Source organism: Bradyrhizobium rifense, from assembly GCF_008123425.1.
GTDB lineage: Bacteria > Pseudomonadota > Alphaproteobacteria > Rhizobiales > Xanthobacteraceae > Bradyrhizobium > Bradyrhizobium rifense.
This window is the reverse complement of the sequence record NZ_VSSS01000040.1, coordinates 1-23,458: the sequence shown is the minus strand read 5'-3', so window position 1 is coordinate 23,458 and position 23,458 is coordinate 1. Positions and strand designations below refer to the sequence as shown.

At 63.8% G+C, this 23,458-nt stretch carries 20 protein-coding genes; 11 read left to right on the top strand and 9 right to left on the bottom strand.

Annotated elements, in window-relative coordinates; all coding sequences use genetic code 11:
- Positions 1-275 precede the first annotated feature (275 nt).
- Positions 276-2,066 (top strand): adenylate/guanylate cyclase domain-containing protein, encoded by a 1,791-nt coding sequence (locus FXB40_RS25855; RefSeq protein ID WP_148774974.1) that lies wholly within the window; start codon positions 276-278, stop codon positions 2,064-2,066.
- 77 nt (positions 2,067-2,143) lie between these two features.
- On the top strand, positions 2,144-3,097 hold the full coding sequence (locus FXB40_RS48120) for a phosphatase PAP2 family protein (protein WP_187437139.1): 954 nt from the start codon (positions 2,144-2,146) through the stop codon (positions 3,095-3,097).
- A gap of 8 nt (positions 3,098-3,105) precedes the next feature.
- Here the strand turns inward: FXB40_RS48120 and FXB40_RS25845 are convergent, their stop codons facing one another.
- Complete coding sequence (locus FXB40_RS25845; RefSeq protein ID WP_148774973.1) at positions 3,106-5,577, bottom strand: hypothetical protein; 2,472 nt, start codon at positions 5,575-5,577, stop codon at positions 3,106-3,108.
- Positions 5,578-5,722: 145 nt separating this feature from the next.
- Positions 5,723-6,388, bottom strand: a complete 666-nt coding sequence (locus FXB40_RS25840) for a GntR family transcriptional regulator (RefSeq protein ID WP_187437138.1) — start codon at positions 6,386-6,388, stop codon at positions 5,723-5,725.
- Between the two features lie 114 nt (positions 6,389-6,502).
- Here FXB40_RS25840 and FXB40_RS25835 point away from each other — a divergent pair, with 114 nt between their 5' ends.
- The 7 genes from FXB40_RS25835 (at position 6,503) to FXB40_RS25805 (ending at position 13,826) form a co-directional block, all read left to right on the top strand.
- The gene (locus FXB40_RS25835; RefSeq protein WP_148774971.1) at positions 6,503-7,297 is read left to right on the top strand and encodes an enoyl-CoA hydratase/isomerase family protein; all 795 of its coding nucleotides are present in this window, start codon (positions 6,503-6,505) and stop codon (positions 7,295-7,297) included.
- 11 nt (positions 7,298-7,308) lie between these two features.
- Positions 7,309-8,568 carry a CaiB/BaiF CoA transferase family protein gene (locus FXB40_RS25830; RefSeq protein WP_148774970.1) on the top strand — a complete coding sequence of 420 codons (1,260 nt, stop codon included), beginning with the start codon at positions 7,309-7,311 and terminating at the stop codon, positions 8,566-8,568.
- Positions 8,569-8,623: 55 nt separating this feature from the next.
- The gene (locus FXB40_RS25825) at positions 8,624-9,616 is read left to right on the top strand and encodes a Bug family tripartite tricarboxylate transporter substrate binding protein (RefSeq protein ID WP_148774969.1); all 993 of its coding nucleotides are present in this window, start codon (positions 8,624-8,626) and stop codon (positions 9,614-9,616) included.
- A 73-nt stretch (positions 9,617-9,689) separates the two neighbouring features.
- Positions 9,690-10,172: a tripartite tricarboxylate transporter TctB family protein gene (locus FXB40_RS25820; protein ID WP_148774968.1), complete on the top strand. Its 483-nt coding sequence runs from the start codon at positions 9,690-9,692 to the stop codon at positions 10,170-10,172.
- Between the two features lie 12 nt (positions 10,173-10,184).
- On the top strand, positions 10,185-11,723 hold the full coding sequence (locus FXB40_RS25815; RefSeq protein ID WP_148774967.1) for a tripartite tricarboxylate transporter permease: 1,539 nt from the start codon (positions 10,185-10,187) through the stop codon (positions 11,721-11,723).
- Positions 11,720-12,724: a 4-hydroxythreonine-4-phosphate dehydrogenase PdxA gene (locus FXB40_RS25810; protein ID WP_148774966.1), complete on the top strand. Its 1,005-nt coding sequence runs from the start codon at positions 11,720-11,722 to the stop codon at positions 12,722-12,724. Before FXB40_RS25815 ends, FXB40_RS25810 begins: the two co-directional genes overlap by 4 nt.
- Positions 12,725-12,845: 121 nt before the next feature.
- The gene (locus FXB40_RS25805; RefSeq protein WP_246207950.1) at positions 12,846-13,826 is read left to right on the top strand and encodes a L,D-transpeptidase family protein; all 981 of its coding nucleotides are present in this window, start codon (positions 12,846-12,848) and stop codon (positions 13,824-13,826) included.
- 38 nt (positions 13,827-13,864) lie between these two features.
- Here the strand turns inward: FXB40_RS25805 and FXB40_RS25800 are convergent, their stop codons facing one another.
- The 3 genes from FXB40_RS25800 to FXB40_RS25790 form a co-directional block, all read right to left on the bottom strand.
- A complete protein-coding gene (locus FXB40_RS25800; RefSeq protein WP_148774964.1) occupies positions 13,865-14,287 on the bottom strand; it encodes a cupin domain-containing protein in 423 nt (140 codons plus the stop codon).
- A 38-nt stretch (positions 14,288-14,325) separates the two neighbouring features.
- Positions 14,326-15,069: an SDR family oxidoreductase gene (locus FXB40_RS25795; protein WP_148774963.1), complete on the bottom strand. Its 744-nt coding sequence runs from the start codon at positions 15,067-15,069 to the stop codon at positions 14,326-14,328.
- 229 nt (positions 15,070-15,298) lie between these two features.
- Positions 15,299-16,228: a LysR family transcriptional regulator gene (locus FXB40_RS25790; protein WP_148774962.1), complete on the bottom strand. Its 930-nt coding sequence runs from the start codon at positions 16,226-16,228 to the stop codon at positions 15,299-15,301.
- A 124-nt stretch (positions 16,229-16,352) separates the two neighbouring features.
- On the opposite strand from FXB40_RS25790, the gene FXB40_RS25785 reads away from it, so the two are divergent.
- Positions 16,353-17,207, top strand: coding sequence for an NmrA family NAD(P)-binding protein (locus tag FXB40_RS25785; RefSeq protein ID WP_148774961.1), 855 nt, complete (start codon positions 16,353-16,355; stop codon positions 17,205-17,207).
- Between the two features lie 10 nt (positions 17,208-17,217).
- Here the strand turns inward: FXB40_RS25785 and FXB40_RS25780 are convergent, their stop codons facing one another.
- Genes FXB40_RS25780 through FXB40_RS25770 form a run of 3 tightly spaced genes read right to left on the bottom strand, consistent with a single transcriptional unit; the run spans position 17,218 to position 21,368 of the window.
- The gene (locus tag FXB40_RS25780; RefSeq protein WP_148774960.1) at positions 17,218-18,222 is read right to left on the bottom strand and encodes an ABC transporter substrate-binding protein; all 1,005 of its coding nucleotides are present in this window, start codon (positions 18,220-18,222) and stop codon (positions 17,218-17,220) included.
- Positions 18,219-20,324 carry an adenylate/guanylate cyclase domain-containing protein gene (locus FXB40_RS25775; RefSeq protein ID WP_148774959.1) on the bottom strand — a complete coding sequence of 702 codons (2,106 nt, stop codon included), beginning with the start codon at positions 20,322-20,324 and terminating at the stop codon, positions 18,219-18,221. Before FXB40_RS25775 ends, FXB40_RS25780 begins: the two co-directional genes overlap by 4 nt.
- Positions 20,325-20,354: 30 nt before the next feature.
- Complete coding sequence (locus FXB40_RS25770; protein WP_148774958.1) at positions 20,355-21,368, bottom strand: formylglycine-generating enzyme family protein; 1,014 nt, start codon at positions 21,366-21,368, stop codon at positions 20,355-20,357.
- Between the two features lie 503 nt (positions 21,369-21,871).
- Between FXB40_RS25770 and FXB40_RS25765 the strand changes: the two genes are divergently transcribed.
- Positions 21,872-22,858, top strand: a complete 987-nt coding sequence (locus tag FXB40_RS25765; RefSeq protein WP_148774957.1) for a helix-turn-helix domain-containing protein — start codon at positions 21,872-21,874, stop codon at positions 22,856-22,858.
- A gap of 19 nt (positions 22,859-22,877) precedes the next feature.
- Here FXB40_RS25765 and FXB40_RS25760 read toward each other — a convergent pair whose 3' ends face one another.
- Positions 22,878-23,375: a bleomycin resistance protein gene (locus FXB40_RS25760; RefSeq protein ID WP_148774956.1), complete on the bottom strand. Its 498-nt coding sequence runs from the start codon at positions 23,373-23,375 to the stop codon at positions 22,878-22,880.
- Between the last annotated feature and the right edge of the window lie 83 nt (positions 23,376-23,458).

The window sequence follows — 23,458 nt, the reverse complement described above, 5'->3', positions numbered from 1 at the left end:
GGTGGTGCGTCTTGAGGTCGCGGGGTACCGGTCCGCGACGGCTCTCGGTATTCCGTTGGACGCGCCTTCGCATCTTGGAAAAGAGCCCAGTGTTTCCATTCCCTTCTTGAACGAGGTTTTATAGATACGCACGCTTTAATTGTGCAATTCAATTAGCGTAACCGCAATTTCTGCCCAGTCGATGTGCAGGCCTTACATTTGCCCGGCAGCCCCTGTCTGCTACAATCTCTCGGCGCCACACTCACTGTGGCCGCCCAGCAGTTGTTGTGCCTGTCATGATGATCAGTGTCGACAACAGGTCCCCGGACAACGGCTCGGATCAGACCCGGCCGAAGAGGCGTACTGCTGCTGCTGTCTTCATCGATGTCGTCGGATATTCCCGGTTGATGGGAGGCGATGAGGAAGGCACGCATCGACGATGGATGTCGATGCGAACGGACGTGATCGAGCCGCGCGTCGCCTCAAACGGCGGCGAGGTCATCAAAAGCACCGGCGACGGGCTTCTCCTGGAATTCAAGAGCCCGCTGGACGCGATCAACTTCGCGCTCGGCACGCAGCTCCATTTGGAGAAATCGTCATCGGACGGGGGCAACCCGCTGCAACTGCGGATGTCGGCCAATGTCGGCGACATCATAGCCGAGCGCGACGATATCTACGGGGACGGCATCAATATTGCGGCCCGGCTTCAGGAATTCGCGGGCCCGGGCGGGATCGTGATTTCGGGGGCGATCCACGATCAGGTGAAGGATCATCTGCGCTATCAGGCCGCAGAGCTGGGGTTCCTGACGCTCAAGAATATCGAGCGGCGCATCCGGGCACTCAAGATCGCGCATCACGAGCTGCGAGCTCCGACAATCTCGGTGGCTCATGCGTTGAAGCCGTCCGTGGCGGTCCTGCCGTTGCAGATGCTCGGTCTCGAAGCGGCAGATGCCTATCTGGCGCAGGGCATCGTCCACGATATCGTGGCGTCACTGGCGGGAATCCGCGATCTGTTCGTCGTGTCCAGCACGTCGACGCTCGGTTTCACCGACCCGACCATCGACGCTGCCAGCGTCTGCCATCACCTGGGCGTGCGATATCTCGTCACGGGGACGCTCACGCGCAGCGGCGAGTTGTTGCGGATGCGGGTGCAGCTGATCGATGTCGATACGAAGTCCATGCTGTGGACCAACCAATATGACGCGTCGATCAGCCAGTTGTTCGACGTGCAGGAGAAAATCGCGACAAACATCGCATATGCGCTCCTGCCGCACATCCACATATCCGAACTGAAGCATGCCGAGCGCAAGATTCCGCAGAGCATGAACGCCTACGACCTGGTCTTGCAGGGCATGTACCGCCTCTATCGTCTTGGTTATGACGACATGCAGGTGGCACGAACCCTGTTCGAGCGTGCGCTCGACCATGACCCCCATTATGCGGGGGCCTACGCGCTGATGGCAAAGTGGTACATCCTGCACATCGGCGAAGGGCATACGACCGACTTCAAGGCCGACTCCCGCGAAGCTCTCAGGCTTGCATCGCGTGCGCTCGAATTCGAGCCGTCGGATCCCATGGCGCTGGCCATCTTCGGCCATATCAACTCCTTTCTCTTCGCCGCGTATGACCGCGCCATCGATGCCTTTGACCGCGCGATCGGCGGAACGCCGAATTCCGCAATCGCCTGGTCCTTGAGCGCGTCGACATACTGCTATCTCGGTGACGGGCCGCGTGCTGTGGCACGCGCATCGTACGGGATATCGTTGTCACCGCTCGATCCGTACGCCTATTTCTATCAATCGGCGCTCACCAACGCGCACTACACCAACGAGACCTTCGATGAGGCCGTGCACTGGGGCACGAAGGTCATGGCGGGGGCTCCTCAGTTTGTCGCCAATTTGCGACTGCTTGCGGCAAGCCTTGTCGCCGCCGGTTCGCTCGAGCGGGCGCGCGAGGTGGGCGCCGCGCACATGCGGATCGATCCGTCATTCTCGGTCGAAAAATATTGCAGCTGGTACCCGATCAAGCAGCCGGCGCGTCGCGCTCTGCTTGCCGAACGATTGATTGAAGCTGGGCTGCCTCGCTAACAGCGAGACGAGTTGCGCCGCGACGTCTGCTAGCCGTCAACAAACAAGTTCCCGCAGAACAAGCTCTGGAGGATGACATGGGAATGGGCATGGGAATGGGAATGGGTATGGGTATGGGAATGGGGATGGGCATGGGTATGGGGATGGGTATGGGGATGGCCTTCGGAGCCACCCCGGCCGAGCTCAGCTTCCGGCCCCTGACCCTGCAATTCGACCTCGGCCCGAACTGCGCGCCAAGCTTCCCTCCGCAGACACTGCCATCGGGGGACTGGCAGGGCAGGATCGGACCCTGGGATCCCGACGTGCTCTGCTTGCTCTTCCTCACCGAGTTCATGGAGAACTGCGGCCCCGGCTGGAAACAGGTCAATCTCGCCGGGCATACCCCCGATTTGCTGGGCTGGCAGCAGGGCAGTGCAAACCCGACCGGATTCATCAATGCCGAGCTTCATCACCTCCAGCAGCTCATGCAGATCGACCGCGAGCGGTATATGGGCGAGATCGTCTTTCAGCACGACAATGCGCCCGGCTACTGGGTGAGCATGCTGGCGGTCAACAACCGCGCTCACTATTACACGCTGGTGCTCATGAACCTTGCCGTTCGCATCGGTCAGGTCGTCGCGGTCTACTATAAGAAGAAGTACAAGCGGCCGCGGCCCTCGTTCATATGTCCCGGTCTCCTGCCGGCGTTCGGCCCGCCAGCCCATGCCTCGTTCCCGAGCGGCCATTCGCTCCAGAGCTGGCTGATGTCGTACCTGCTCGCCGAGGTGCTGCCGCATTGGACGGATCAGCTCGAATGGCTTGCCAGCCGGGTCGCATTCAACCGCGAGCGCGCGGGCGTGCACTATCCGAGCGACAGCGCCGCCGGCAAAGTCATTGCCCGTGCTTGCGTGGACCTGATCAAGGACCGGACCCGATGTCCGGAGACCGGTCATCTATTCGACGCTGTGGTGGCGGAGTGGGCCGCATCGGTCACGCCAAATACGGTCGCGCCACTTACGAATGAACCGTTCCCGGGCTTTCCCCCGCCGTAGCGGACGCCCTATGGAAGGCGCCACTCCCGGTAACCGAGGTTGTTGTCGCTGCGGACGAGATCTTCCACCGGCGTCGGGCCGGTGGCGCAGCGCAGCGGGGAGTCGTCGTCGATGTTGCTGCGGTCGCCGGCAACGGTGGTGCGGACCAGCAGCGCATTCCTGGTGCCTGCTTGTGGAGTCCACTCGAACGGGCCGAATGTGTAGGAGCCTCCGCTTGGAGCGGTCTGTGGGGCGTTGTTCGGTGGCAGCTTGTGCCAATAGCCCGCTTGGGGCTGCCAAGTATCGGCGTGAGAGTCGGTGGCGGCGAAAACATCCACCGATGCCGCTATCGCCGCATCATCGCCTCGATTGCGCAGACTGACGTAGACGTAGTTGGGCTGTCCCGGCGTCGGCTGTGTGTCCGCGGTGCCGGCATCGGGATTGGGGCGGACCCACACCGCCCCCGGCAGAGCGTGCCAGCCGCTGTTGCTGTAGCCGTAGCCCCCGGCGCGGCCGTCGTCGATATAGATATCGACCGCCGGCGGGCGTCCCGGTTCATTGCGTGGGCTGTTCGATGCGATCTGGTACAGGCCCTGCTGTTCGAACGCCCAGCGCACGACCTTGTGCACCATTCCACCGAGCCGGGGCGTTCCGTCGTCGTCGACTTCTGAGGTGCCGACGTCGGCCTCCATGAGCGCCGTGGCGAATTGGCTTGCTTCGCTGGTCGGTTCTGTCTGGACGCAGCCGAGCGAGCCGATCGCGCTCACGATGAGGTACGCGCAATAATAGGCCGCAGCCCGGCGGCGTTCGACGTCCGGCTCGACAACACCTGCCGCGTTGGTGCGGCGAGCATCCCCGCCCAGCGCGCAATAGAGACGGAACAGGGTGCTTGAGAGGATCTGCTCCGCATTGTATCCGGCCGGATCGCGCAACCCGTAGGTGGGATTGGGGCGCTCATAGAGCGTTCCGTTCCATCCCCAGCCGTCCTCGACCTTGCGATCATGACGCCGGAGCGGCAGTTGAACGAAGGGGAAGGTCACGCCGCGACATGCATCGTCGTCGAGCTTGACCAGCCTGGAGGATGGATCGTCCATGATCGCCGCAAGCGCATCGCCGGCGCTATGGGCGAAATCGAATTCCGTCGATCCCGTCGCGGCAAGGATCATCACGTGGCAGAATTCGTGCCAGACGAAGCGCACATCTGCGACGAGTCCGAGCGGATTTCTCCAGGTGTCGGCGAAATCGGCGAGCCCGAACAGCATCCGGGCGTCCCAGGGCGGCCCGACCGGATCGGAGCGGAACGGTGTCACATAGGCATTGATGCCGCGGCCGTCGCGCGCGCCGGAGCCCGCCAGCATCTTGGCCCTGTGCTCGACGACCAAAGGCCGCCTGATCTTGGCGAAGTAGTCGGCGTTCGTGAACCCGAACTGCTCGACCAGCAGCATCATGGAATCGCAATGACAATAGGCGCTGACCGCAGCGAACGCGTTGGTGCGCGCCGAGAACGCGAAAGGCGGTCGCTGCACAGGTGGATCGTAGTCGGCACCCAGCGCCGCCGGCGTCAGCACTTGAACGCGCGGACCGGAGAGCTTGCGGCGGCCGCCCGGGGCGTGATCAAGGTCGAGCAGTGCGACCGGATCGCGCTCGGGATCGAGCAAGTCGGCTCCGGTATCGGGACGCAGCTCGAAAGCTCCGGTCTTGCTGTCGGGATCGCTGAGAAAGGCGTATCCGGCGCATGCCGACGCGATTGGCGCCTTGCGCAAGAGTTCGTTCTCGAAAGGATCGAGGAGAACCCGATGCGCGATCTCCTCGCCTGCCACGGACAGGAATGCAGTTGCACTGACCGCGACGCCCAGCGTGCCGCCATAGACGGCACTGCGCTTGCGCAGGCGATAGGCGACAAGCCGCGCGTCTCCGATGCCGGCCTTGTCGTCGGAAAGGCCAAGCAAGGGAGCCAGAAGGCTCTCGGTCAGATCGCGAGGAAGGAAGTCTGCCCATGCCGGTTCCAGGACCCGGCGGCGAAATGTTCGCTCGATGAACTCAGGAGCGATCGACAATTGTGCGTTCTCGATCGTCGTCGATCGCGCGCTGGTGATCAGTGGGATCGCGCCGTGGTGATGGACCACCAGCCGTATGCTGCCGCCCAGGACATCGGGGACAAAATCGGAGGCTGCCAGTGGAGCCGTCTGCTGGACCCAGACGATCGAGGTCTCGATGGTCGAATTCCGTTTCAGTTCGCGAGGGGCCACCCATCGAAATCTGAAACCACCGGCTCTCGTCGGTCCGTCGTCGTTGATGGTACGTTCGAGGTGCTGCCAGTCGTCATCGTTGATAGGCAACAGATGACGATGCACACCAGCATCCTGCAGGTAGGCGAGGGCGGCCTGCTTGGCGGATTGGCCGGACTCGCCCTTCGCAGGTGTCTGCAAATGGCGCAGCTCCCGGACGTTCCGGTACGCATCGAGTTCGATCAGAAGGTCTGGTCCCTGCGGAAGATTCACGGTTCACCTCACGGGGTCTCGATCTTCGGCACGACTGGCCCGATCATGCTCCCGGTGGTTGCGCGAGGCAAGCGTCCTGCTTGTCGCGGAGGAGGCAGCCGGGAAGGGGGGCGCCCGGGGGGGCGGGCGGGTCGCGTGACAAGTCTCACGCAATCTTCAGCGTGAACTCGCTCCCGTCCGCCTCCGCAAATCCCGCCTGCAAAACCTCTTCCCGCTTGTGCCGCAGATGCGCGCGCAAAATGTGGGAGAGGCCGGCGCCGTCACGGCGCTGGAGCGCGTTGAGGATCGCTTCGTGCTCGCTGACGGCGAACGCCCAGCGCTGCGGCGTCATCGGCGTGACGTAGCGGGCGCGGCGGATGCGCGCGGTCACCGATGCATAGAGCCCGGTCAGCACGGGATTGCCGGCCGCATTGACGATCCCCTCGTGGATGGTGCGGTTGCCACGATAGTACTGGATCAGATCGCCCTCGCGATAATGCTGCACCATCGCGGCGTGCGCAGCCGCGATCTCTGCGATCTCACGATCGGTGATGCGCTCGCAGGCGAGCTCGCCTGCCAATGCTTCGAGGCCCTGGCAGACCTCGAAGAGATCGCGCATGTCCTTGTCAGTCAGTTTTGCTGCACGCGACCCGCGATGGGGCAGGAGTTGCACGAGGCCCTCGGCAGCGAGCACCTTGAGCGCTTCGCGCAGCGGCGTGCGCGAGATCTCGAGCCGCTCGCATAGTTCGCGCTCGGGGATCCGCGCGCCTGGCGGGATCTCGCCGTCGAGCAGAATGTCGCGAATGCGGCCGACAACCTCCTCATGCAGCATGCGATATCTCTTTTTGAATGCAAAAAGGTTCCAATATAGGATGTAGCAGTAATTATATCTTGTAAATTCCAAATTTTGCATTCAAAAATACAAAAAACAGGAAGGATCGAGGAAATGGACCAGGCCGTAGCGGCGGACGACCTCGTTTTTGAATGCAGAGACGGCATCGGGCAGATCACCTTCAACCGCCCGCAGGCGCGCAACGCCTTCACCTTCGCCATGTACGAGCGGCTCGCCGCTATTTGCGAGCAGGCCAATGACGATCGCTCCATTAAGGTGCTGGTGCTGCGCGGGGCCGGCGACAAGGCCTTCGCCTCGGGCACCGACATCAACCAGTTCCGCGAATTCAAAACGCCGCAGGACTCCATCGACTACGAGAACCGGATCGACCGTGTGCTGACCACGCTCGAGCAATGCCGGGTGCCGACCATCGCTGCGATCAACGGCTTTTGCACCGGCGGCGGGGCGGGCATTGCCGCAGCGTGCGATCTGCGTATCGGCACACGCAGCACAAAAATCGGCTTTCCCATTGCCCGCACGCTCGGCAATTGCCTGTCGATGTCCAATGTCAGCCGTCTCACCGCGCTGATCGGGGCTGCACGGGTCAAGGATTTGATCTTCACGGCACGTCTGGTCGATGCGGCGGAGGCAGCCCAGGTCGGGCTGCTCGGCGAGGTCGTCGACGATCTTCCAGCGCTCGACAAGCGCGCCGATGAGGTCGCGCGCCTTGTTGCCAGCCATGCGCCGCTGACCCTCAACGCGACCAAGCAGGCGGTGGCCCGCCTGCAAAAGAGGCTGACGCGGGACGAGGGCGAAGACCTCATCCTGATGTGCTACACGAGCCAGGATTTTCGTGAAGGGCTCGATGCTTTCCTCAACAAGCGCGCCCCGCAGTGGCGCGGTCAATAGGGCGCCCCCTGATGCAAAGCGATCGATCGCAATCTGGCTCACGCCGCGCAGGCCCGCTCGCCGGCCTCAAGGTCATCGATCTTACCCATGTCATGGCGGGGCCGACCTGCACCCTGATGCTCGCCGACATGGGTGCCGACGTCATCAAGATCGAGAAATCTCCGAACGGCGACGATACCCGCCATTCCGTGCCGCCCAAGATCGGCGACGAGGCGGCCTCGTTCCTGATGATGAACCGCAACAAGCGCGGCATCGTGCTGGATCTGAAGACCGACGGGGGCAAGGAGGTGCTGCGGCGGCTGATCGCGGACGCTGACGTGCTGGTCGAGAATTTTGCGCCGGGCGCGATGGAGCGCCTTGGGTTTGGCTATGAAGCGTTGCACGGAAAATTTCCGGCGCTGATTTACTGCTCGCTGTCGGGCTTCGGTCGCACCGGTCCCTACAAGCACCGTCGCGGTTTTGACCTGGTCGCGCAGGCCATGAGCGGCATCATGAGCTTTACCGGCGAACGCCCCGATGGCCCGCCGGTGAAATGCGGCCCGCCGCTGTCGGACATCACCGCCGGCCTGCTTGCGAGCATGGGTATCCTTGCGGCCTATACCCACCGTCTCAAGACCGGCGAGGGGCAGTGGGTCGAGACCTCGCTCTACGAGGCGGCGCTGGTGCAGACCTATTGGCAATCGACCATCGCGCTCGCCGCGGGCACGGCGCCGCGCGCGATGGGTTCGGCCCATCCGCTGAACGCGCCTTACCAGGCGTTTGAAGCCTCCGACGACTGGCTCGTGGTCGGCGGCGCGAACAAAAAGCACTGGCTGTTGATGCTCGAAGCGCTCGGCGCGAGCGAGCTCGCGGCCGATCCGCGCTTCGTCACCGGCGCCGATCGCATGGCGAATTTGAAGGAACTCGAAGCCGTCCTGAGCGAACGCTTCCGCACCCGGCCGCGCGCGCATTGGCTGGCGGCACTCGACGAGAAGGGCGTGCCCTGCGGCCCCGTGCACGACATGCTGGAGGCGCTCAGCGATCCGCAGACGCTGGCGCGCGAGATGGTCGTCGAGGTCGAGCATTCCACGCTGGGCCCGGTCAAGACGATCGGGTTGCCGGTCAAGTTCTCGGAAACGCCGGGCAAGGTCCTGTCCGGCGCTCCCGTCTATGGCGAACATACGCGCGAGGTGCTGGCCGAACACGGGTTCGACGACAAGCAAATCGAAGCGCTCGAAAAAGAAGGCGCAATCGTCTCGGCATCCAGGGAGCGCAGCGCACGCGTCGCCTGAACGGACGTCGAGACGACTGATCAAACAAAACAGAAAAAATCAGTTGGAGGAAATCATGCGTGGGACGTCGCTATTCTTGTTGTCCGTCAGTGCGGCTGTTGTCTCAGGCAGCGCGCCGGCGTGCGCTGCCTGGCAGCCGCAAAAGCCGATCGAGTTCGTGGCGACCGCCGGCCCAGGCGGCGGCACCGACAACATCGCCCGCGCGGTGCAGAACATCATCACCAAGTACAAGCTGACGGACCAGCCGATCGTCGTCGTCAACAAGGCCGGCGGCAGCGGTGCGGAAGGCTATGTCTACGGCAAGGCCTCTGCCGGCGATCCCTACAAGGTGATCTTCGGCACCTCGAATGCGTGGCAGCAGCCGCTCGTCTCCAAGGTCGCCTTCAACTACACCGATCTGACCCCGATCGCGGCCATGGCGCAGGATGAATTCCTGCTCTGGGTCAAGCAGGACTCGCCCTACAAGACGGCGGGCGACTATCTGAAGGCGGCCGCAACGGGAGACTTCAAGATGGGTGGCGCGCAGTCCAAGGACACCGACGAGGTCCTGACGCGCATGATCGAGAAGGCCGGCCATGTGAAGCTGACCTACATCCCCTTCAAGAGCGGTGCCGAAACGGCCGTGCAGCTCGCCGGCGGACACCTCGACTCTCACGTCAACAATCCCAGCGAAAGCATTGGGCAATGGCGCGGCGGCACGCAACGCCCGCTGTGTGTCTTCAGTCCGAAGCGACTGCCACAAGGCGCCAAGGTCACGGCAAGCGAAGGTTGGGGCGACGTGCCGACCTGTGCCGAACAGGGCCTCGACATCAAGCAATATGAGCAGCCGCGGACGGTCTGGCTGCCCGGCAAGGTCACGCCGGAGCAGGCCGCCTACTATGTCGATCTCATGAAGAAGGTGCAGGCGACACCGGAGTGGAAGGACTACATCGACAAGAGCTCGCAGATCGACACATTCCTCACTGGTGCGGACTTCGACAAATTCATCAAGGAGGATCTTGAGCACCTCAGGCAGGTTGCAAGCGAGCAGGGCTGGCTGGTCAAGTGAGTCAGGGCGCGCCTCAAACTCCTTTGCCGGGACGACGTCGAATGTTGGGTCCGCAACTCGACCGGAGCCTTCGATGATCTCGCGACGCGCCCTTGAACTTGCAACCGCCATCCTCACCGGTAGTTTTGGTGTTGCGGTGGTGGTCCAGAGCCTGGACAACGGCATCGGCTGGTCAAGCGCGGGGGTGGATTCCGGCACATTTCCGTTTCTGACCGGCATCATCATCGTCGCCGGCAGCCTCTACAATTTGGCGCGCGGCATCGTGCCGGCCGTTTCGCTGGCCAGCGTGCCCATCGCGATCACGTCCATTGAGCTGCGGCGGTTGGCGGGCCTGTTCGTGCCGGCCGCGATCTTCGTTGCCGCCATCCCGCTGCTCGGGATGTATCTGGCGTCGGCAGCCTATGTCTTCGCGGTGCTCGCGATCCCCCGTCATCAATCCGTGGTGCGTTCGGCGGTGACGGCGGCCGCGACCGCGCTCGCGCTCTACGTCGTGTTTGAGCGCCTGTTCCAGGTCAGCCTGCCACACGGCGCGCTCGCCGCCGCGCTCGGATTCTAGGGGGAGCGGGCGATGGATAATCTCCAGGAACTCCTCCACGGCTTCACCATCGCGGTCACCGTGCCGCATCTGGCCTTGATGGCCGTGGGCGTTCTGCTCGGCATTCTCGTCGGCGTGCTGCCGGGGCTGGGTGCGCCGAACGGGGTGTCGCTGCTGCTGCCGCTGACCTTCGGCATGCAGCCGGTGTCGGCGATCATCCTGCTCTCCAGCATGTATTGGGGCGCGCTGTTCGGGGGATCGGTAACCTCGATCCTGTTCAACATTCCGGGCGAGCCGTCTTCGGTCGCGACCACCTTCGACGGCTATCCGATGGCGCGGGACGGCCGACCGACCACGGCGCTCGCCACCGCCTTCGGCTCGGCGGCGTTTGGCGCGCTCGTCGGCGTCATCCTGATCACTTTCCTGGCGTCATGGGTGGCGCAGGTTGCGCTCGCCTTCGGACCGGCGGAATACTTTGCGGTCTATTTCCTGGCTTTCGCGAGCTTCGTCGGCATGGGCGGCGCGGCGCCGATCAAGACCGTGGTGGCGCTCGCGATCGGCTTTGCCATCGCCGCCATCGGCATCGACACCGTCTCCGGCAGCGTGCGCCTCACCATGGGCATCGACGAGCTGGTCAAGGGCGTGAATTTCGTCGTCGCGGTGATGGGTCTGTTCGGCATCGGCGAGCTCCTGGTCGCGGTCGAAGAAGAATTTCACGCCCGCGCCGTCTCCTCGAAGATCGACTGGCGCGAGGTGTTCCGTGCGGTCGGCCGCCTGCCGCGGCATAGCGTTGCACTGCTGCGGAGCGCGGCGATCGGCTGCTGGATGGGGATCACACCAGGCGGCCCGACCGCGGCGTCCTTCATGAGCTACGGCATCGCCCGCCGCTTCTCGCGCCGCGGCCGCTATTTCGGCACGGGCGAGGTCGAAGGCATCATCTCGCCGGAGACCGCCGATCATGCCGCCGGCACCAGCGCGCTGTTGCCGATGCTTTCGCTCGGCATTCCCGGCTCGGCCACCGCGGCCGTGATGATGGGCGGGCTGATGATCTGGGGCCTCAATCCCGGGCCGATGCTGTTCGTCGACCAGAAAGACTTTGTCTGGGGCCTGATCGCCTCGATGTATGTCGGCAACATCGTCGCGGTTGTGCTCGTGCTGCTCACCGTGCCGGTCTTTGCCGCCCTGATGCGAATTCCCTTCGTGATCATCGCGCCGCTGATCGTGATCATCTGCGTCGTCGGCGCCTATTCGGTGTCGAACTCCTATCTCGACGTCGTCATGATGCTCGGCTTCGGCATTGTCGGCTATCTCTTCAAAAAACTGTTCTATCCGCTGGCGCCGCTGGTGCTCGCCATCGTCATCGGCGACAAGGCCGAGGATGCGTTCCGGCAATCGATGCTGATGTCCAAGGGATCGCTCGGGATCTTCTTTGCCAACAAGCTGGTGACGTGCCTGGTGGTGGGCGGTATCGCGCTGCTGCTGCTTCCGCTCGTGCTCCAGTTCGTGGGCCTCTGGCGCAAGCCCGCTTTGCCCGCACCCGAGACAACAGCCCAGGAAAAGGTGATCATATGACCGCAAAGCCGTTCATTGCGCTCGCAATGGGAGATCCCGCCGGCATCAGCCCGGAGCTGACAGCGAAGCTCGTGGCGTTGGACGACGTCCGCAATCGTGCCCGGCTCGTGGTGATCGGCGACCGTCGCATCTTCGACGAGGGCGCGCGCGTCGCCGGCGTCGCGCCGCAGTTGACGACGGTGGAGAGCAGCGCCGACTTTCGCGCGGCGAAAGGCGATGCGCTGTTCGTCGATCTCGGCCATCTCGATCCCAGGGACGTCCAGCCGAAAACCGCGACCCTTGCCGGCGGCAAGTTCGCGCTGGCCAACTACCGCCACGCGCTCGAGCTCGCCCGCGACGGCCGCGTCGACGCCGTCTGCTTTACGCCGTTCAACAAGCAGGCGATGCGGTATGCCCGCGCCGACTATGACGACGAGATCGCGTTCTCCGCGGAGGTCGCCGGTCTCAAGACGCCGGCCAGCGAGTTCAACGTGCTGGGCGAGCTCTGGAACGCGCGGGTCACCTCGCACATTCCGCTGAGGGATGTGGCTGCGAAGCTCTCCAGCGAGCGCATCCATCGTGCGCTCACACTGACCGATGCCTGCATGCGCAACGCCGGCTTCGCGCGGCCGCGCATTGCGGTCGCAGGACTCAATCCGCACGCCGGCGACGGCGGCAATTTCGGCCGCGAGGAGATCGATGTCATTGCACCGGTGGTCGCGGCCGGCCAGCGCGAGGGCATCGCCGTGGAGGGGCCGTTTCCGGCCGACACCGTGTTCCTGCGCGCGAAGGCCGGCGCCTTCGATGCGGTGCTGACGATGTACCACGACCAGGGCCAGATCGCGATGAAGCTGATGGGGTTCGATCGTGGCGTCACCTTGCTCGGCGGCTTCCCGTTTCCGATCTGCACGCCCGCCCAAGGCACCGCCTATGACATCGCCGGGCAGGGCGTCGCATCCACCGGCGCGAGCCGCGCCGCGGTGCTGCTGGCGGCGGAGATGGCGGCGCGGCCGGGCGGCTAATCCGGGCCGGGGCGCTTTTCAGGAAAAACTGGAAACTTCCGCGATCAATCGAGTTGCCAATCCGACGAATGTCTCCACTCGGAGCTGGACCATGATCACGAAGGGGCCGCGACGCGCGGCAATGAGGATTGCTTTCGCTGCCGCGCTCCTTGCCGTGGCGGCCGCACCGGCGTTCGCCGCCGGGATGGACGCGGCCTCGATCGGTTCCGCCGAGCCCTCGAAGAAGACCCTGTCGAACGAGAAGCCGACCCCGGCGGGCGTGCGCCTGCAGGTCCTGCTGGACCGCGCGCATTTCTCGCCGGGCGAGATCGACGGCAAATTCGGCGAGAACGCAAAGAAGGCGCTGCGCGCCTATGCGGAGGCGCGGCAATTGCCGAGCTCGGATGAATTGACGGATGACGTCTGGAAGGCGCTGCAGGCGGATGGCCGACCGCCGATGGCGACCTACACAATCACCGACAAGGACGTCGCAGGCCCGTTCCTGCACAAGCTTCCTTCAAGGATGGAGGACATGAAGAACATTCCCGAGCTCGGCTACGCCAGTCCGCGCGAGGCACTGGCCGAGAAGTTTCACATGAGCGAGCAGCTGCTGGCGACGCTCAACCCTGGGCGCCACTTCGACCGCGCCGGTGAGACCATCGCCGTCGTCGACACGAGCGACGGTCGAAGCGCTGTGCCTGTCAAGGCCGACAGGGTCGAGATCGACAAGAAGCGGCAAACCGTAAAACTGTTCGACAAGTCGAATGCGCTGATCGGTTTCTATCCGGCGAGTGTCGGCAGCGAGGAGAAGCCGTCACCTTCGGGCACGCTGAAGGTCACCGAGATCGATCCCAATCCAATCTATCGTTACAATCCCGCCTATCACTTCAAGGGTGTTCATTCCCGAAGACCGTTCAAGATCAGGCCCGGCCCGAACAATCCCGTCGGCACGATGTGGATCAACCTGTCCGCCGACGGCTATGGCATCCATGGCACGCCGTCGCCGCAAAATATCTCCAAGGGACAATCGCATGGTTGCGTGCGTCTCACCAATTGGGACGCCGAACGTGTCGCAGCCAGCGTCGCGAAAGGGACGCCGGTCGCGTTCGTGGATGGCGGATAGTGCGTGCCACTCTCGGACCGGCGCGTGCCGACGGCGCGCTATTTCGGCATCGGCATCGTCAGGTCCTTGTCGGCCGTATCCACCACGAAGACAGCCAGCAGCTTCGCCGGCTCGGTATCGCTGGCATTGGCGCTGACGGCATGGCGGTCGCCAGGTCTTTCGGAGAAGTTCTCGCCCTTGCGAAAGACCTTTGCGGGTCCGTCATTGACCTGACTGCGGATCGCTCCTTCCAGGACCGTGGCATAGATGAAGGCCGACGGCGCGTGGATGTGGGCCGGCGACGAGCCTCCGGGACCGTACTCGACCAGTACACCCTTCATGCTCTTGCCGGGGACGTTGGGCAGGGCCTGGTCGAACACCATGGTTATTTTGGCCAATGGAGCTGTCGGCGGCGTTTCGGCCGCATGTGCCGTCAGCAGAGACGCGGCACACACGGTCGTTGCAATCAGGATTTGACGCATGGGATTCCCTTCGTGGCTGTCGTGACGGGATACTCACCTCAGATCGTCGAGAGCCACGTTGCGAGCGGCGTCTTCCCGAGCCGGGCCTCGCCCAGCGGGTTGAGCGACGTGTCGACAATCGGTGCGCCATAGTACTGCGCGGTTGGGTCTCCGATCACCGGACGGCTGTCGCCGGCCGCCTTCAGGCGCCGCGCAACGAACTCGTTGAAGGGAGCCTTCTCGGGACCAGCGAGATCGATCGTGCCATTCAGTGGGCGCGCCGTCGCAACCTCGGCAAGGCAATCGACCACGTCATCGGATGCGATCGGTTGGAACAGTGCCGATGGGACGACGACCTTGCCGCCAGTCGCACCCGCTTCGCCGATGGCGCCGAGGAATTCAAAGAATTGGGTGGCGCGAACGATCGAGTAGGGGATCGAAGAAGTCTTGACGACCGTCTCCTGCGCGAGCTTGGCACGGAAATAGGCGATGTCGGGCGAGCGGTCGGTCCCCACGATCGACAGGGCGACATGATGCTTGACGCCAGCTTTGGCCTCGGCAGCGACGAGGTTCTTGCTCGAACGCTCGAAGAATTCAAGCACGGCGGCAGGCTCCCAGGATGGTGAATTGGCGACGTCGACGACGACATCCGCGCCGGCCAGCACTGTGGTGAGGCCTTCCCCTGTCACGGCATTCACGCCGGACTTCGGCGAGGCCGCGACGACCTCATGGCCCTGCTGCTTGAGTTTCGCTACGAGCTTGGATCCGATCAGCCCGGTTCCGCCGATCACGACGATCTTCATGGCGTCTCTCCTCGACATTAGGCAACGTGAGTTGACCAAATCCAGCGGATTCCCACGCTCTCACGTTGGCGAACGTGATGCGGGATGCATCTTAACAGAGTTGCTGGGCATGCTCTTGCCTGTAACGGGCGAAACTTGCCGGAAATGCGCGAAGACGTGCGTTCGGGAAAAATTCGGTAAGAGATTATTCCCTTTGGCTCGCACGAACGATCGTTGCGGGTGAATGTCGCTATTTGCGGTCTGCTGTTGTGTTCCGCCCGTTCAGCCGGTCGTGGATGAAGTCGACGAACACCCGCACCTTGGCGGCGGGAAACTGGCGGGACGCGGTGAGCGCATAGAGAGGAAAGCTGTCGCCGCTCCAATCCGGCAAGAGCTCGACGAGGGTGCCTTGCTCCAGCAGGCGTTGCACGCCGATCGCCTTTACGCGCGCGATCCCGACGCCGCCCGCGCAGGCGCCCAGCATGGTGCCGAATTCGGCCACCATGAGGCTGCCGGAGATGGCGATCCGCTCTCGCTTGTTGCCCTGTCTGAACACCCACGCGTCGATCGGCTGGCCCGTCAGCGAGTCCCGCACCTGGATGCAGGCATGGCGTGCGAGATCGCGGGGATGCTCCGGCTTGCCGTAACGCTTGAGATAGCCGCGAGACGCCACCGTGATGGTACGCGTCTCCAGGAGTTTCCTGGCAACCAGCGATGAATCGGGCGGTGCGCCAAATCGCACGGCGACGTCGAAGCCGTCGCCAATGAGATCCCCCAGCTGATCCCGCGCGACGATGTCGAGCTTCAAGTCGGGGTGGCGTGTCAGAAATTCGCTGAGGTGCGGCGCGAGCAGCAGGCTGGAGAAGAAGGCGTCGACATTCACCCGCAATCGGCCGCGCACGGACACGGCGGATTTCGAGGTCGACGACACGACCTCATCAATCCCGGTCAGAAGCGGGGCAACGCCCGTATAGAAGCGCCGGCCCTCGTCGGTCAGGGACACGACCCGCGTGGTCCGATCGAGCAGTTGCACGCCGACGCGAGCCTCCAGCCGCGATACGGCGCGGCTGACGCCGGAGCGCGACAGGCCGAGGGCATCCGCCGCTCGGGCAAAACTTCCGCCTTCGACGATCGCGGCGAGCACGCCGACATTGGAGATGATGCGGCCGTCAAAGGTCATGGGGACCACCGTTGCGTAGAGATCACCAATCCTATGACATAATGGCACTCACAGCAATCTTCGGTTCGGAGCTATCGAATGCGCGCGGGCATCGCCCGATGACAAAACGAATGAAAGCGCCATCATGTACGCAATTACTGGCATCACCGGAAAAGTCGGCGGCGAACTCGCCAAAAACCTTCTAGCGCAGGGCGCGCCGGTGAGGGCGGTGGTCCGGGACGCGAACAAGGGCGAGGCCTGGGCCAGGCTGGGCTGCGAGCTGGCGTTGGCCGAGATGGAGGACGCCGCGGCGCTGACAAAGGCCTTCACCGGCGCGACCGCTGCCTTCATCCTGCCGCCGTCGGACTTCGATCCTGAGCCCGGTTATCCCGAAGCCCGGCGCGTCATCGACAGCGTGGTCAGCGCGCTGAAGGCCGCGGCGCCGGAGCGTGTGCTCTGCCTGTCGACGATCGGCGCCGACGCCACGCGGGACAATCTGCTCTCGCAGCGGACGATGATGGAAGATGCCCTGAAGGCGCTTGGGATGCCCCTGACCATCCTGCATCCCGGCTGGTTCATCGAAAACGCGCTCTGGGACCTGCCGTCCGCCAGGGATGCCGGCGTGATCTACAGCTTCCTGCAACCGGTGGACAAGCCTTTTCCGATGGTTGCCACACGGGACGTGGGGCGCGTCGCCGGCGAGCTTATCCAGGAGAGCCATCGCGGCACGCGGATCGTCGAACTGGAAGGGCCGCGCCGGGTCTCGCCGAACGATCTTGCTGCCGCGTTCGGCCGCGCGCTCGGCAAGCCGGTTCGAGTCGAAATTGTCCCTCGCGAAAGCTGGGAGGCGCTGTTTCGCTCGCAGGGCATGAAAAACCCTCAGCCGCGCATCAGCATGCTGGATGGTTTCAACGAGGGATGGATCGAATTCAGGGATCGCGGAGCGGCGTCGATCAAGGGGCGCATCGACGTCGACGCCGTTGTGGCCGGGCTCGTCTAGATCCGCGCCTCTATCCAACCGCAGCCAGATAGAGCTGCGTATCAAAATAGTCCGACGCGTGCAGCGCGCCGGTGATGCCGGCATCCGTCATGAAGAAGTCGCTGACCTGCTGCAGCCATTTCACCACGGTGCCGTCAGCATAAAGCCGCCGCCATTCGCGCGCGGAGTAGAGCTTTTGCGCCTTGAAGGCTTCCGCGATGTCGGCAGGGCGCGACGGCGTGTAGTGAGCCTGGAGCGCCTCCGCGGCTGAAGCGGGGTTGCGCACCATGTGGTCGTTCGCATCAATCCAGCCACGGATGATCCGGCTCAGAACGTCCCTGTTCCTTGTGTAATAATCCATCCGCGCGGCCCAGCCGCCGAGCACGGCGGATTGCGGATAGAAGGCGGAGGCATCGACCAGCTTCACGGCGTCGGGCAGCGCCTCGCGGACGGCGATATTGAATGGCACCCAGAGCGCGACGGCCGGCACCTCGCCGGCGATGAACGCCTTGACGGCATCGGGCATGCTGGCGTTGACGATCTCCACCTCGGATGGAGCGATGTTGTTGGCGCGCAGCGCGCGGCCGAGAAAGATGTGCGCGGTCGTCTTCATGGTCGTCGCGATCCGCTTGCCCCTGAGATCTGCCAGCTTGTTGACCCCGAGCGACGGCCGGACCCAGAGCTGCGCGGTCGCGACCTCGATGTCGTTGATGAGAAAGCCGCGACCACGTCCGAGCGCCAGATAGTTGGAGATCACGCCGCCGCTCGATGCGACGTCGAGTTCGCCCCGCATCATTGCCTCGAACACTTCAGGGCCGGTGTTGAACGCGTGCAGTTCGAAATCGATGCCCTCGCGGTCGAACGAGCCGCGATCGAGCCCGGTCCAGATGTGCCCGTCCACGGCGACCACATGGAGATAGCCGAGCCGGAGTTTTGTCCGGGCCTGCGCGAGGGCGGGCATGCCGAGCACCGAGGCCGCGGCCAGCGCCGCGCCATGGCGTAGCAGTCGCCGTCGGCTGAAGGGGCGGGCGCTCATGCCGCTGCTCCCGCATTCCGGGCCGCGCCGCGAAAACGCTGGGCGTGAAACTCCGCGATGGCGTCCTTGGGATAGTCGTGCAGGAAGCCGGAGAGCCGGACCAGCGTGGTGTCGGCCGCGCCATCCTGCGCAATCGCCGCAAAGACCTCGTCCCAGCGCTGGCACATGATGATCTCGGCCTCGCCCGCCTGTGCAAGCTCGCCGCGGAGCTCGCTGACCGCGATCGGCTCGGCAAAGCCCTTCGGCGTGATGCTGTCGACGCTGCGGAACAGGAACGCATGGCCCACGCGCGCGCGGACGGCAGCGCTCACCAGCACGCGGGTGCCGTAGTTCTTGTTGAGGCCTTCCAGCCGCGAGGCCAGGTTCACGGTGGCGCCGAGCGCGGTGTAGTTCATCCGGTCGCTCGAGCCGACATTGCCGATCACGGCGTCGCCGACATGCAGGCCGTAGCGCGTGTCGTAAGACGGCCAGCCCTCGCGCCGAAATTCCTTGTTGAGGGCCTCGTTCGCCGCAAGGCAGGCGAGAATGGCGCGGCAGGCGTTGACGGTATGATCGGGATCGTCCGCCGGCGCATTCCAGAGCGCCATCACGGCATCGCCGATATATTTGTCGACCGTGCCCCGGTGCCGCATGATCTCGTCCGACAGCGCCGCGAAATAGCGCGAGGTGTAGATCATCACCTGCGACGGATCGGCCAGCTCCGTCTTGGCGGTGAAGTCGGCGACATCAGTGAACAGCACCGTGACCTGACGCCTTGAGCCGCCCAGACGGAGCGAGGAGCCCGTCTCGATCAGCTGCCGCACGATCGGGCGCGGAATGAAGCTGGCAAAGCTGCTGACCACGCTGCGCATGGTGAAGACCGAGCGGCCGAGCTCCTCGATCTCGGCGATGGCGGAATGGATGCGCGGCCGTTCCGCGATGTCGAAGCGCTGGATCGCGTCGGTCTCCTCGACCAGCTTGCGCAGCGGCTCTGCCATCCGCGAGCCCAGCCAGAACGCGAACGGCAGCGTGGCGCCGACGAAGGCCAGCGCCAGCGCAAACAGCGTGCGGCGCTCGCTGATGATCCGGGCATAGAATTCGTCGAGCGGGGCGACCAGCGCGAGCCGGACAACGGCCGAGCCCGTGGTATCGAGCTGGTGGACCGCCGCGACATAGATCCGGCCCGCGGCATCGTCGAAGAATTGCTGCGCCGGAGCGCCTTCGCGCCAGGAACGGATGATCGGGGTGAGCTCTGGCAGCTTGAGCGCGCCGATCTGCGGCAGGTCGTCCTGCCGCTCCGGGATCTCGGCCATCAGGCGGGTCATCTCGGGATGGCCGACGATGCGCTCGGCATCGTTGAACAGGAAGGCGAGCCCCGATTGGCCGAGCTTCTGCGCCGCCAGCATGTCCTCGAACCGGTTCAGCAGCACGTCGCCGGCGACGACGCCGCGGCGGCCTTCCTTCAGCGGCGTTCGCAGCGTGTAGCCGGGCTCGCCGGTGGCGTAGAACACGTAAGGCCCGGTCAGCAGCGTCTTGTCGTTCTTGAACGCCTCGACATACCAGGGCCGTTGCCGCGGGTCGTAGCCGGTGGGGCCGGGGACTTCGGCCACCTGGATCAGGTTCTCCGACAGATATTGCGTGACCGGCGTGGCTCCTCCCGTGCGCGAGATCACGACCAGCCGGAACGCTGCATCCTGTTCGACCTTCAGGCCCACCCGGAACGCCGGCTTGGCGCGGTCGATCACGTCCATCTCGATGAACGAGCCGTCCTCATAGCCGACATAGAGATTGAACAGCTGCGGGTTGTTGCGCAGCATCGCCGCCATCAGGCTGTACAGCCGCGAATTGTCGGCGATGTCGGCTTCCTGGATCGACGGGATGCCGGAGAGAATGTCGAGATTGTCCCGGACGTTCTTGAACTGCTCGTCGACATGGTCGGCGCCCAACTGCGCCACCTTCTCGATGAAGCCGCTCGCCGCGGTTCGCGTGATCGAGGTCACGCGCTCAAAACTGAGATAGACCAGGGTCAGGCCGACAAGCAGCACCACGGCCACGAACACCGTGATGATCGATGTCTGGAAGCCGATGCGAATCGTGCGCTTGTTGGTCTTCTCGTCCGTCATCGGACCTGCGCTGTGCCTCCGTCAGTATGTCTATGTTGCAGCAGATCCTTCTTGTTCGCGGTGAACGACGAGAGGCGTCCGCATCACGCAGCGGAAGCCGACATGGCTGGTTGAGGTATCGACCGGCTCGGCGTGCCGGGCCGCGGGACGATAGCGACGGCAATAATTGGGGGCGCAGAGATGCGAGCCGCCCTTCAAGACTTTGCGCGGGATGCGGATGTTGGGTTGACATGGATCAAAGCTTGCGTCCTCGCGGCCGCCACGCGGATTGCTCGGGATGCAGCAGGGCTTTGCGGCGTCGGCTGTGTGCCGGGCCGACCACCAATCGGAGGTCCACTCCCAGACATTGCCGATCATGTCATAGAGGCCGTAGCCGTTCGGCGGGAAGGCCATGACCGGCGAGGTACGCTCATACCCATCCTCGCCGAGGTTCTGGACGGGGAAGTTTCCCTGCCAGATATTGGCCATGTGCTTGCCGCCCGGCATCAGTGCATCGCCCCAGGCGAACTCTTCGGCCTCGAGGCCGCCACGCGCGGCGAACTCCCATTCAGCCTCGGTCGGCAGATCCTTGCCGGCCCAGCGCGCATAGGCTGTCGCATCGCTATAGGAGACGTGCACGACCGGATGGTCGTCGAGGCCTTTGATATTGCTTCCGGGGCCGTAGGGGTGGCGCCAGTTGGCGCCGCGCAGGAAGGACCACCACTGGCTCCAGTCAGTGAGATCGGTGATGCGGGGCAGGGGCGAGAACACCAGCGATCCCGCGTAAAGCATTTCCTTCAGTGCGCCGGGATAATCCCTGGGATCAGGAACGATCTGCGCTTCAGTGACATGGCCGGTCGCGTTGACGAATTGCTTGAACTGCCGGTTGGTGACCGGCGTGCGATCAATCCAGAAGCCGTCGACGGCGACGCGATGGCTCGGCGCCTCCTCGGGATAATGATGGTCGGATCCCATGCGAAAAGTTCCGCCGGGAATGAAGACCATCTCGCCGGTCTTCACATCATCCGGCAACCACTCGCAGTGATCCAGATCCGCGCGCAGCATGGTGGAGACCCCGATACACGTAGTCCACCTGACGCTACGGCGCAGACTTTGGCAGAGGTCGACGACGGCACATTGCCCGGTACATTGGACGCATTGTCTGGTCCCCTCTTTTGGGCGCTTTGAGGAGAGGACGACGCTTCATTGCGTCAACATCTCTTTCCCATCGCGCGCACGCTTTCGAGCACGCGGCAAATACTTGCCGCGTGCGCTCTGCTATCCGCAGAGCGCTATCGATCGATAACGCTAAGGTTGAAAACGGTATCGGAAGATTGGCCTGCTGTGATGTGCAGTTTGTGCCAGTACACAGGAGGGATGGGTGAGACTTAGCGACCCATCGCGAAAAGACTTGAAACTGCAGTGCGATGCAGAGAGTTTGGCGTGCCTGATTTCGATAGCGTTTGTCTCAAAACGCGAAGGCTGATTGTCGCACCCACTTCGCGTTGTGGTGGTATTTTGAGGCTGATTGCCCCAGAATTGTCGCCCTTCAGTAACAGGGTACAGCCATGGGGCAATTCCTTCTGGTTGATTCGCGCAAGCTGGACGGTTTCGAAGGACTTCATCAGGCCGTTCACGGTTCGCATGTCGATGTGATGCAGCTCGGCCGCGGGCGGCTGCGCGGAACGTTGTCGCATATCGGTATCGACGATTTTTCGCTCAGCATCGGCGCCTTCAACGTCGGCATGCGCACACAGCGCGTTTCCAGTGACGACAAGCTGATCATCGGGATGCTGCTCGCAGCCGAAGATCGTGTCGCGCACTGGTCGTTCGACATGCAGCTCAACGACGTGCTCGTGATACCGCCGTTGCTCGAGCATGACGGCGTTTTCCACGGTGCGTCCGCTTACGCCGCCATGCGCTTCGACCTCGCCGAGGTCACTTCGCTATTCGGTGGCGAAGCGCAGCTCAGCGATCCCGACACCTGGCGCAGCCGTGGTCATTTCCGGGCGGATCTCCAAACCGGTGCGATTGCCTCGCGCCGCCTGGTCCGGATCATGTCGCATCTGCGCACGTGCAACGGAAGCCTGACGCCGTCGACCTCCGATTTCTGGAAGCGATCGATCGTTGAATGCATGGCGGCCAATGTCATGTCATCGTTGCCGCCCGACGACGAAGGCTGGCTGCCGTCGGCGCGACGGCTGATCCGCAGGGTCGAGGATTATCTCGACGAGACCGGCACGCGCCCGGTGCATGTGTCGGAGATTTGCGCGGCGCTTGGCGTATCGCGGCGGACCTTGCACCGCGCCTTTCAGGAAGTGTTCGGCCTCGGCCCGGTCAGCTTCCTGCGGCACAAACGGCTCTGTGCGGTTCATTCCATCCTGCGCGACTGCGCGCCCGGCTCGACCACCGTGGCAGCCGTCGCCATGCAGCAGGGGTTCTACGAGCTCGGCCGGTTCTCGCAGTACTACCTTGCGATGTTCGGCGAGCGTCCGTCGCAGACGCTCGGAGTTTCACCATTGCAGACGGCCGGCGAGAGCATCGCCAACGCCTAGCGTTCTCCCTGGCGCTCTCCTAGCGCTCTTGGGATGACGACGGTGCGCGTGTCCCCAGGCGTTCGACGAGGCGGATCAGATAGCCATCGGGATCCTGGACCAGGACTTCACGCTGCCCGACGTCCTGGTCACCGACGCGATACCAGGCCTCGTTCGGCGGTTCGTAGAGCGGCCATTTCGCTTCGCCGAGCGCGCTCAGGATCGGTGCGATGTGGTCGATGACCATCTGGAAATTGATGCCGCGCCCGAACGGCCGTTGCATCTCGGCCGTCTCCCAGCGTCCGTTCAATTCGCACAGCATCACCTGCACGCGTCCCCTGACGAGATAGGCAAATCGCGCAGCAGGGCGGTCATAGGCGATCTCGAAACCAAGCAGGTCTCGCCAGAACGACAGACTGGCCTGGATGTCCGAGACGCTGAGCTCAGGCACGAGATCGGCGAAGCCGTCGCGCGGCGCGTTGCCCGTACTGTCGGAGGTGGCGCGGTCGTGAGGATCTGAAAGGGGTGGCTTGGACATCGCGGCGGCGCCAATCGTCAGCCTCGCTTGCGAACGACGCCATCATCGCAGAATGCCGGTGTTTCTGTCTCTTATACACATCT

Excerpts from the sequence above, each read along its gene's own strand:
- FXB40_RS25765 (WP_148774957.1), top strand. The coding sequence starts at position 21,872 with ATGGGGCAATTCCTTCTGGTTGATTCGCGCAAGCTGGACGGTTTCGAA.
- FXB40_RS25805 (WP_246207950.1), top strand. The coding sequence starts at position 12,846 with ATGAGGATTGCTTTCGCTGCCGCGCTCCTTGCCGTGGCGGCCGCACCG.
- FXB40_RS25830 (WP_148774970.1), top strand. The coding sequence starts at position 7,309 with ATGCAAAGCGATCGATCGCAATCTGGCTCACGCCGCGCAGGCCCGCTC.
- FXB40_RS25785 (WP_148774961.1), top strand. The coding sequence starts at position 16,353 with ATGTACGCAATTACTGGCATCACCGGAAAAGTCGGCGGCGAACTCGCC.
- FXB40_RS25770 (WP_148774958.1), bottom strand. The coding sequence starts at position 21,368 with ATGCTGCGCGCGGATCTGGATCACTGCGAGTGGTTGCCGGATGATGTG.
- FXB40_RS25760 (WP_148774956.1), bottom strand. The coding sequence starts at position 23,375 with ATGTCCAAGCCACCCCTTTCAGATCCTCACGACCGCGCCACCTCCGAC.
- FXB40_RS25815 (WP_148774967.1), top strand. The coding sequence starts at position 10,185 with ATGGATAATCTCCAGGAACTCCTCCACGGCTTCACCATCGCGGTCACC.
- FXB40_RS25820 (WP_148774968.1), top strand. The coding sequence starts at position 9,690 with ATGATCTCGCGACGCGCCCTTGAACTTGCAACCGCCATCCTCACCGGT.
- FXB40_RS25825 (WP_148774969.1), top strand. The coding sequence starts at position 8,624 with ATGCGTGGGACGTCGCTATTCTTGTTGTCCGTCAGTGCGGCTGTTGTC.
- FXB40_RS25835 (WP_148774971.1), top strand. The coding sequence starts at position 6,503 with ATGGACCAGGCCGTAGCGGCGGACGACCTCGTTTTTGAATGCAGAGAC.
- FXB40_RS25800 (WP_148774964.1), bottom strand. The coding sequence starts at position 14,287 with ATGCGTCAAATCCTGATTGCAACGACCGTGTGTGCCGCGTCTCTGCTG.
- FXB40_RS25855 (WP_148774974.1), top strand. The coding sequence starts at position 276 with ATGATGATCAGTGTCGACAACAGGTCCCCGGACAACGGCTCGGATCAG.
- FXB40_RS25795 (WP_148774963.1), bottom strand. The coding sequence starts at position 15,069 with ATGAAGATCGTCGTGATCGGCGGAACCGGGCTGATCGGATCCAAGCTC.
- FXB40_RS48120 (WP_187437139.1), top strand. The coding sequence starts at position 2,144 with ATGGGAATGGGCATGGGAATGGGAATGGGTATGGGTATGGGAATGGGG.
- FXB40_RS25840 (WP_187437138.1), bottom strand. The coding sequence starts at position 6,388 with ATGCTGCATGAGGAGGTTGTCGGCCGCATTCGCGACATTCTGCTCGAC.
- FXB40_RS25790 (WP_148774962.1), bottom strand. The coding sequence starts at position 16,228 with ATGACCTTTGACGGCCGCATCATCTCCAATGTCGGCGTGCTCGCCGCG.
- FXB40_RS25775 (WP_148774959.1), bottom strand. The coding sequence starts at position 20,324 with ATGACGGACGAGAAGACCAACAAGCGCACGATTCGCATCGGCTTCCAG.
- FXB40_RS25780 (WP_148774960.1), bottom strand. The coding sequence starts at position 18,222 with ATGAGCGCCCGCCCCTTCAGCCGACGGCGACTGCTACGCCATGGCGCG.
- FXB40_RS25810 (WP_148774966.1), top strand. The coding sequence starts at position 11,720 with ATGACCGCAAAGCCGTTCATTGCGCTCGCAATGGGAGATCCCGCCGGC.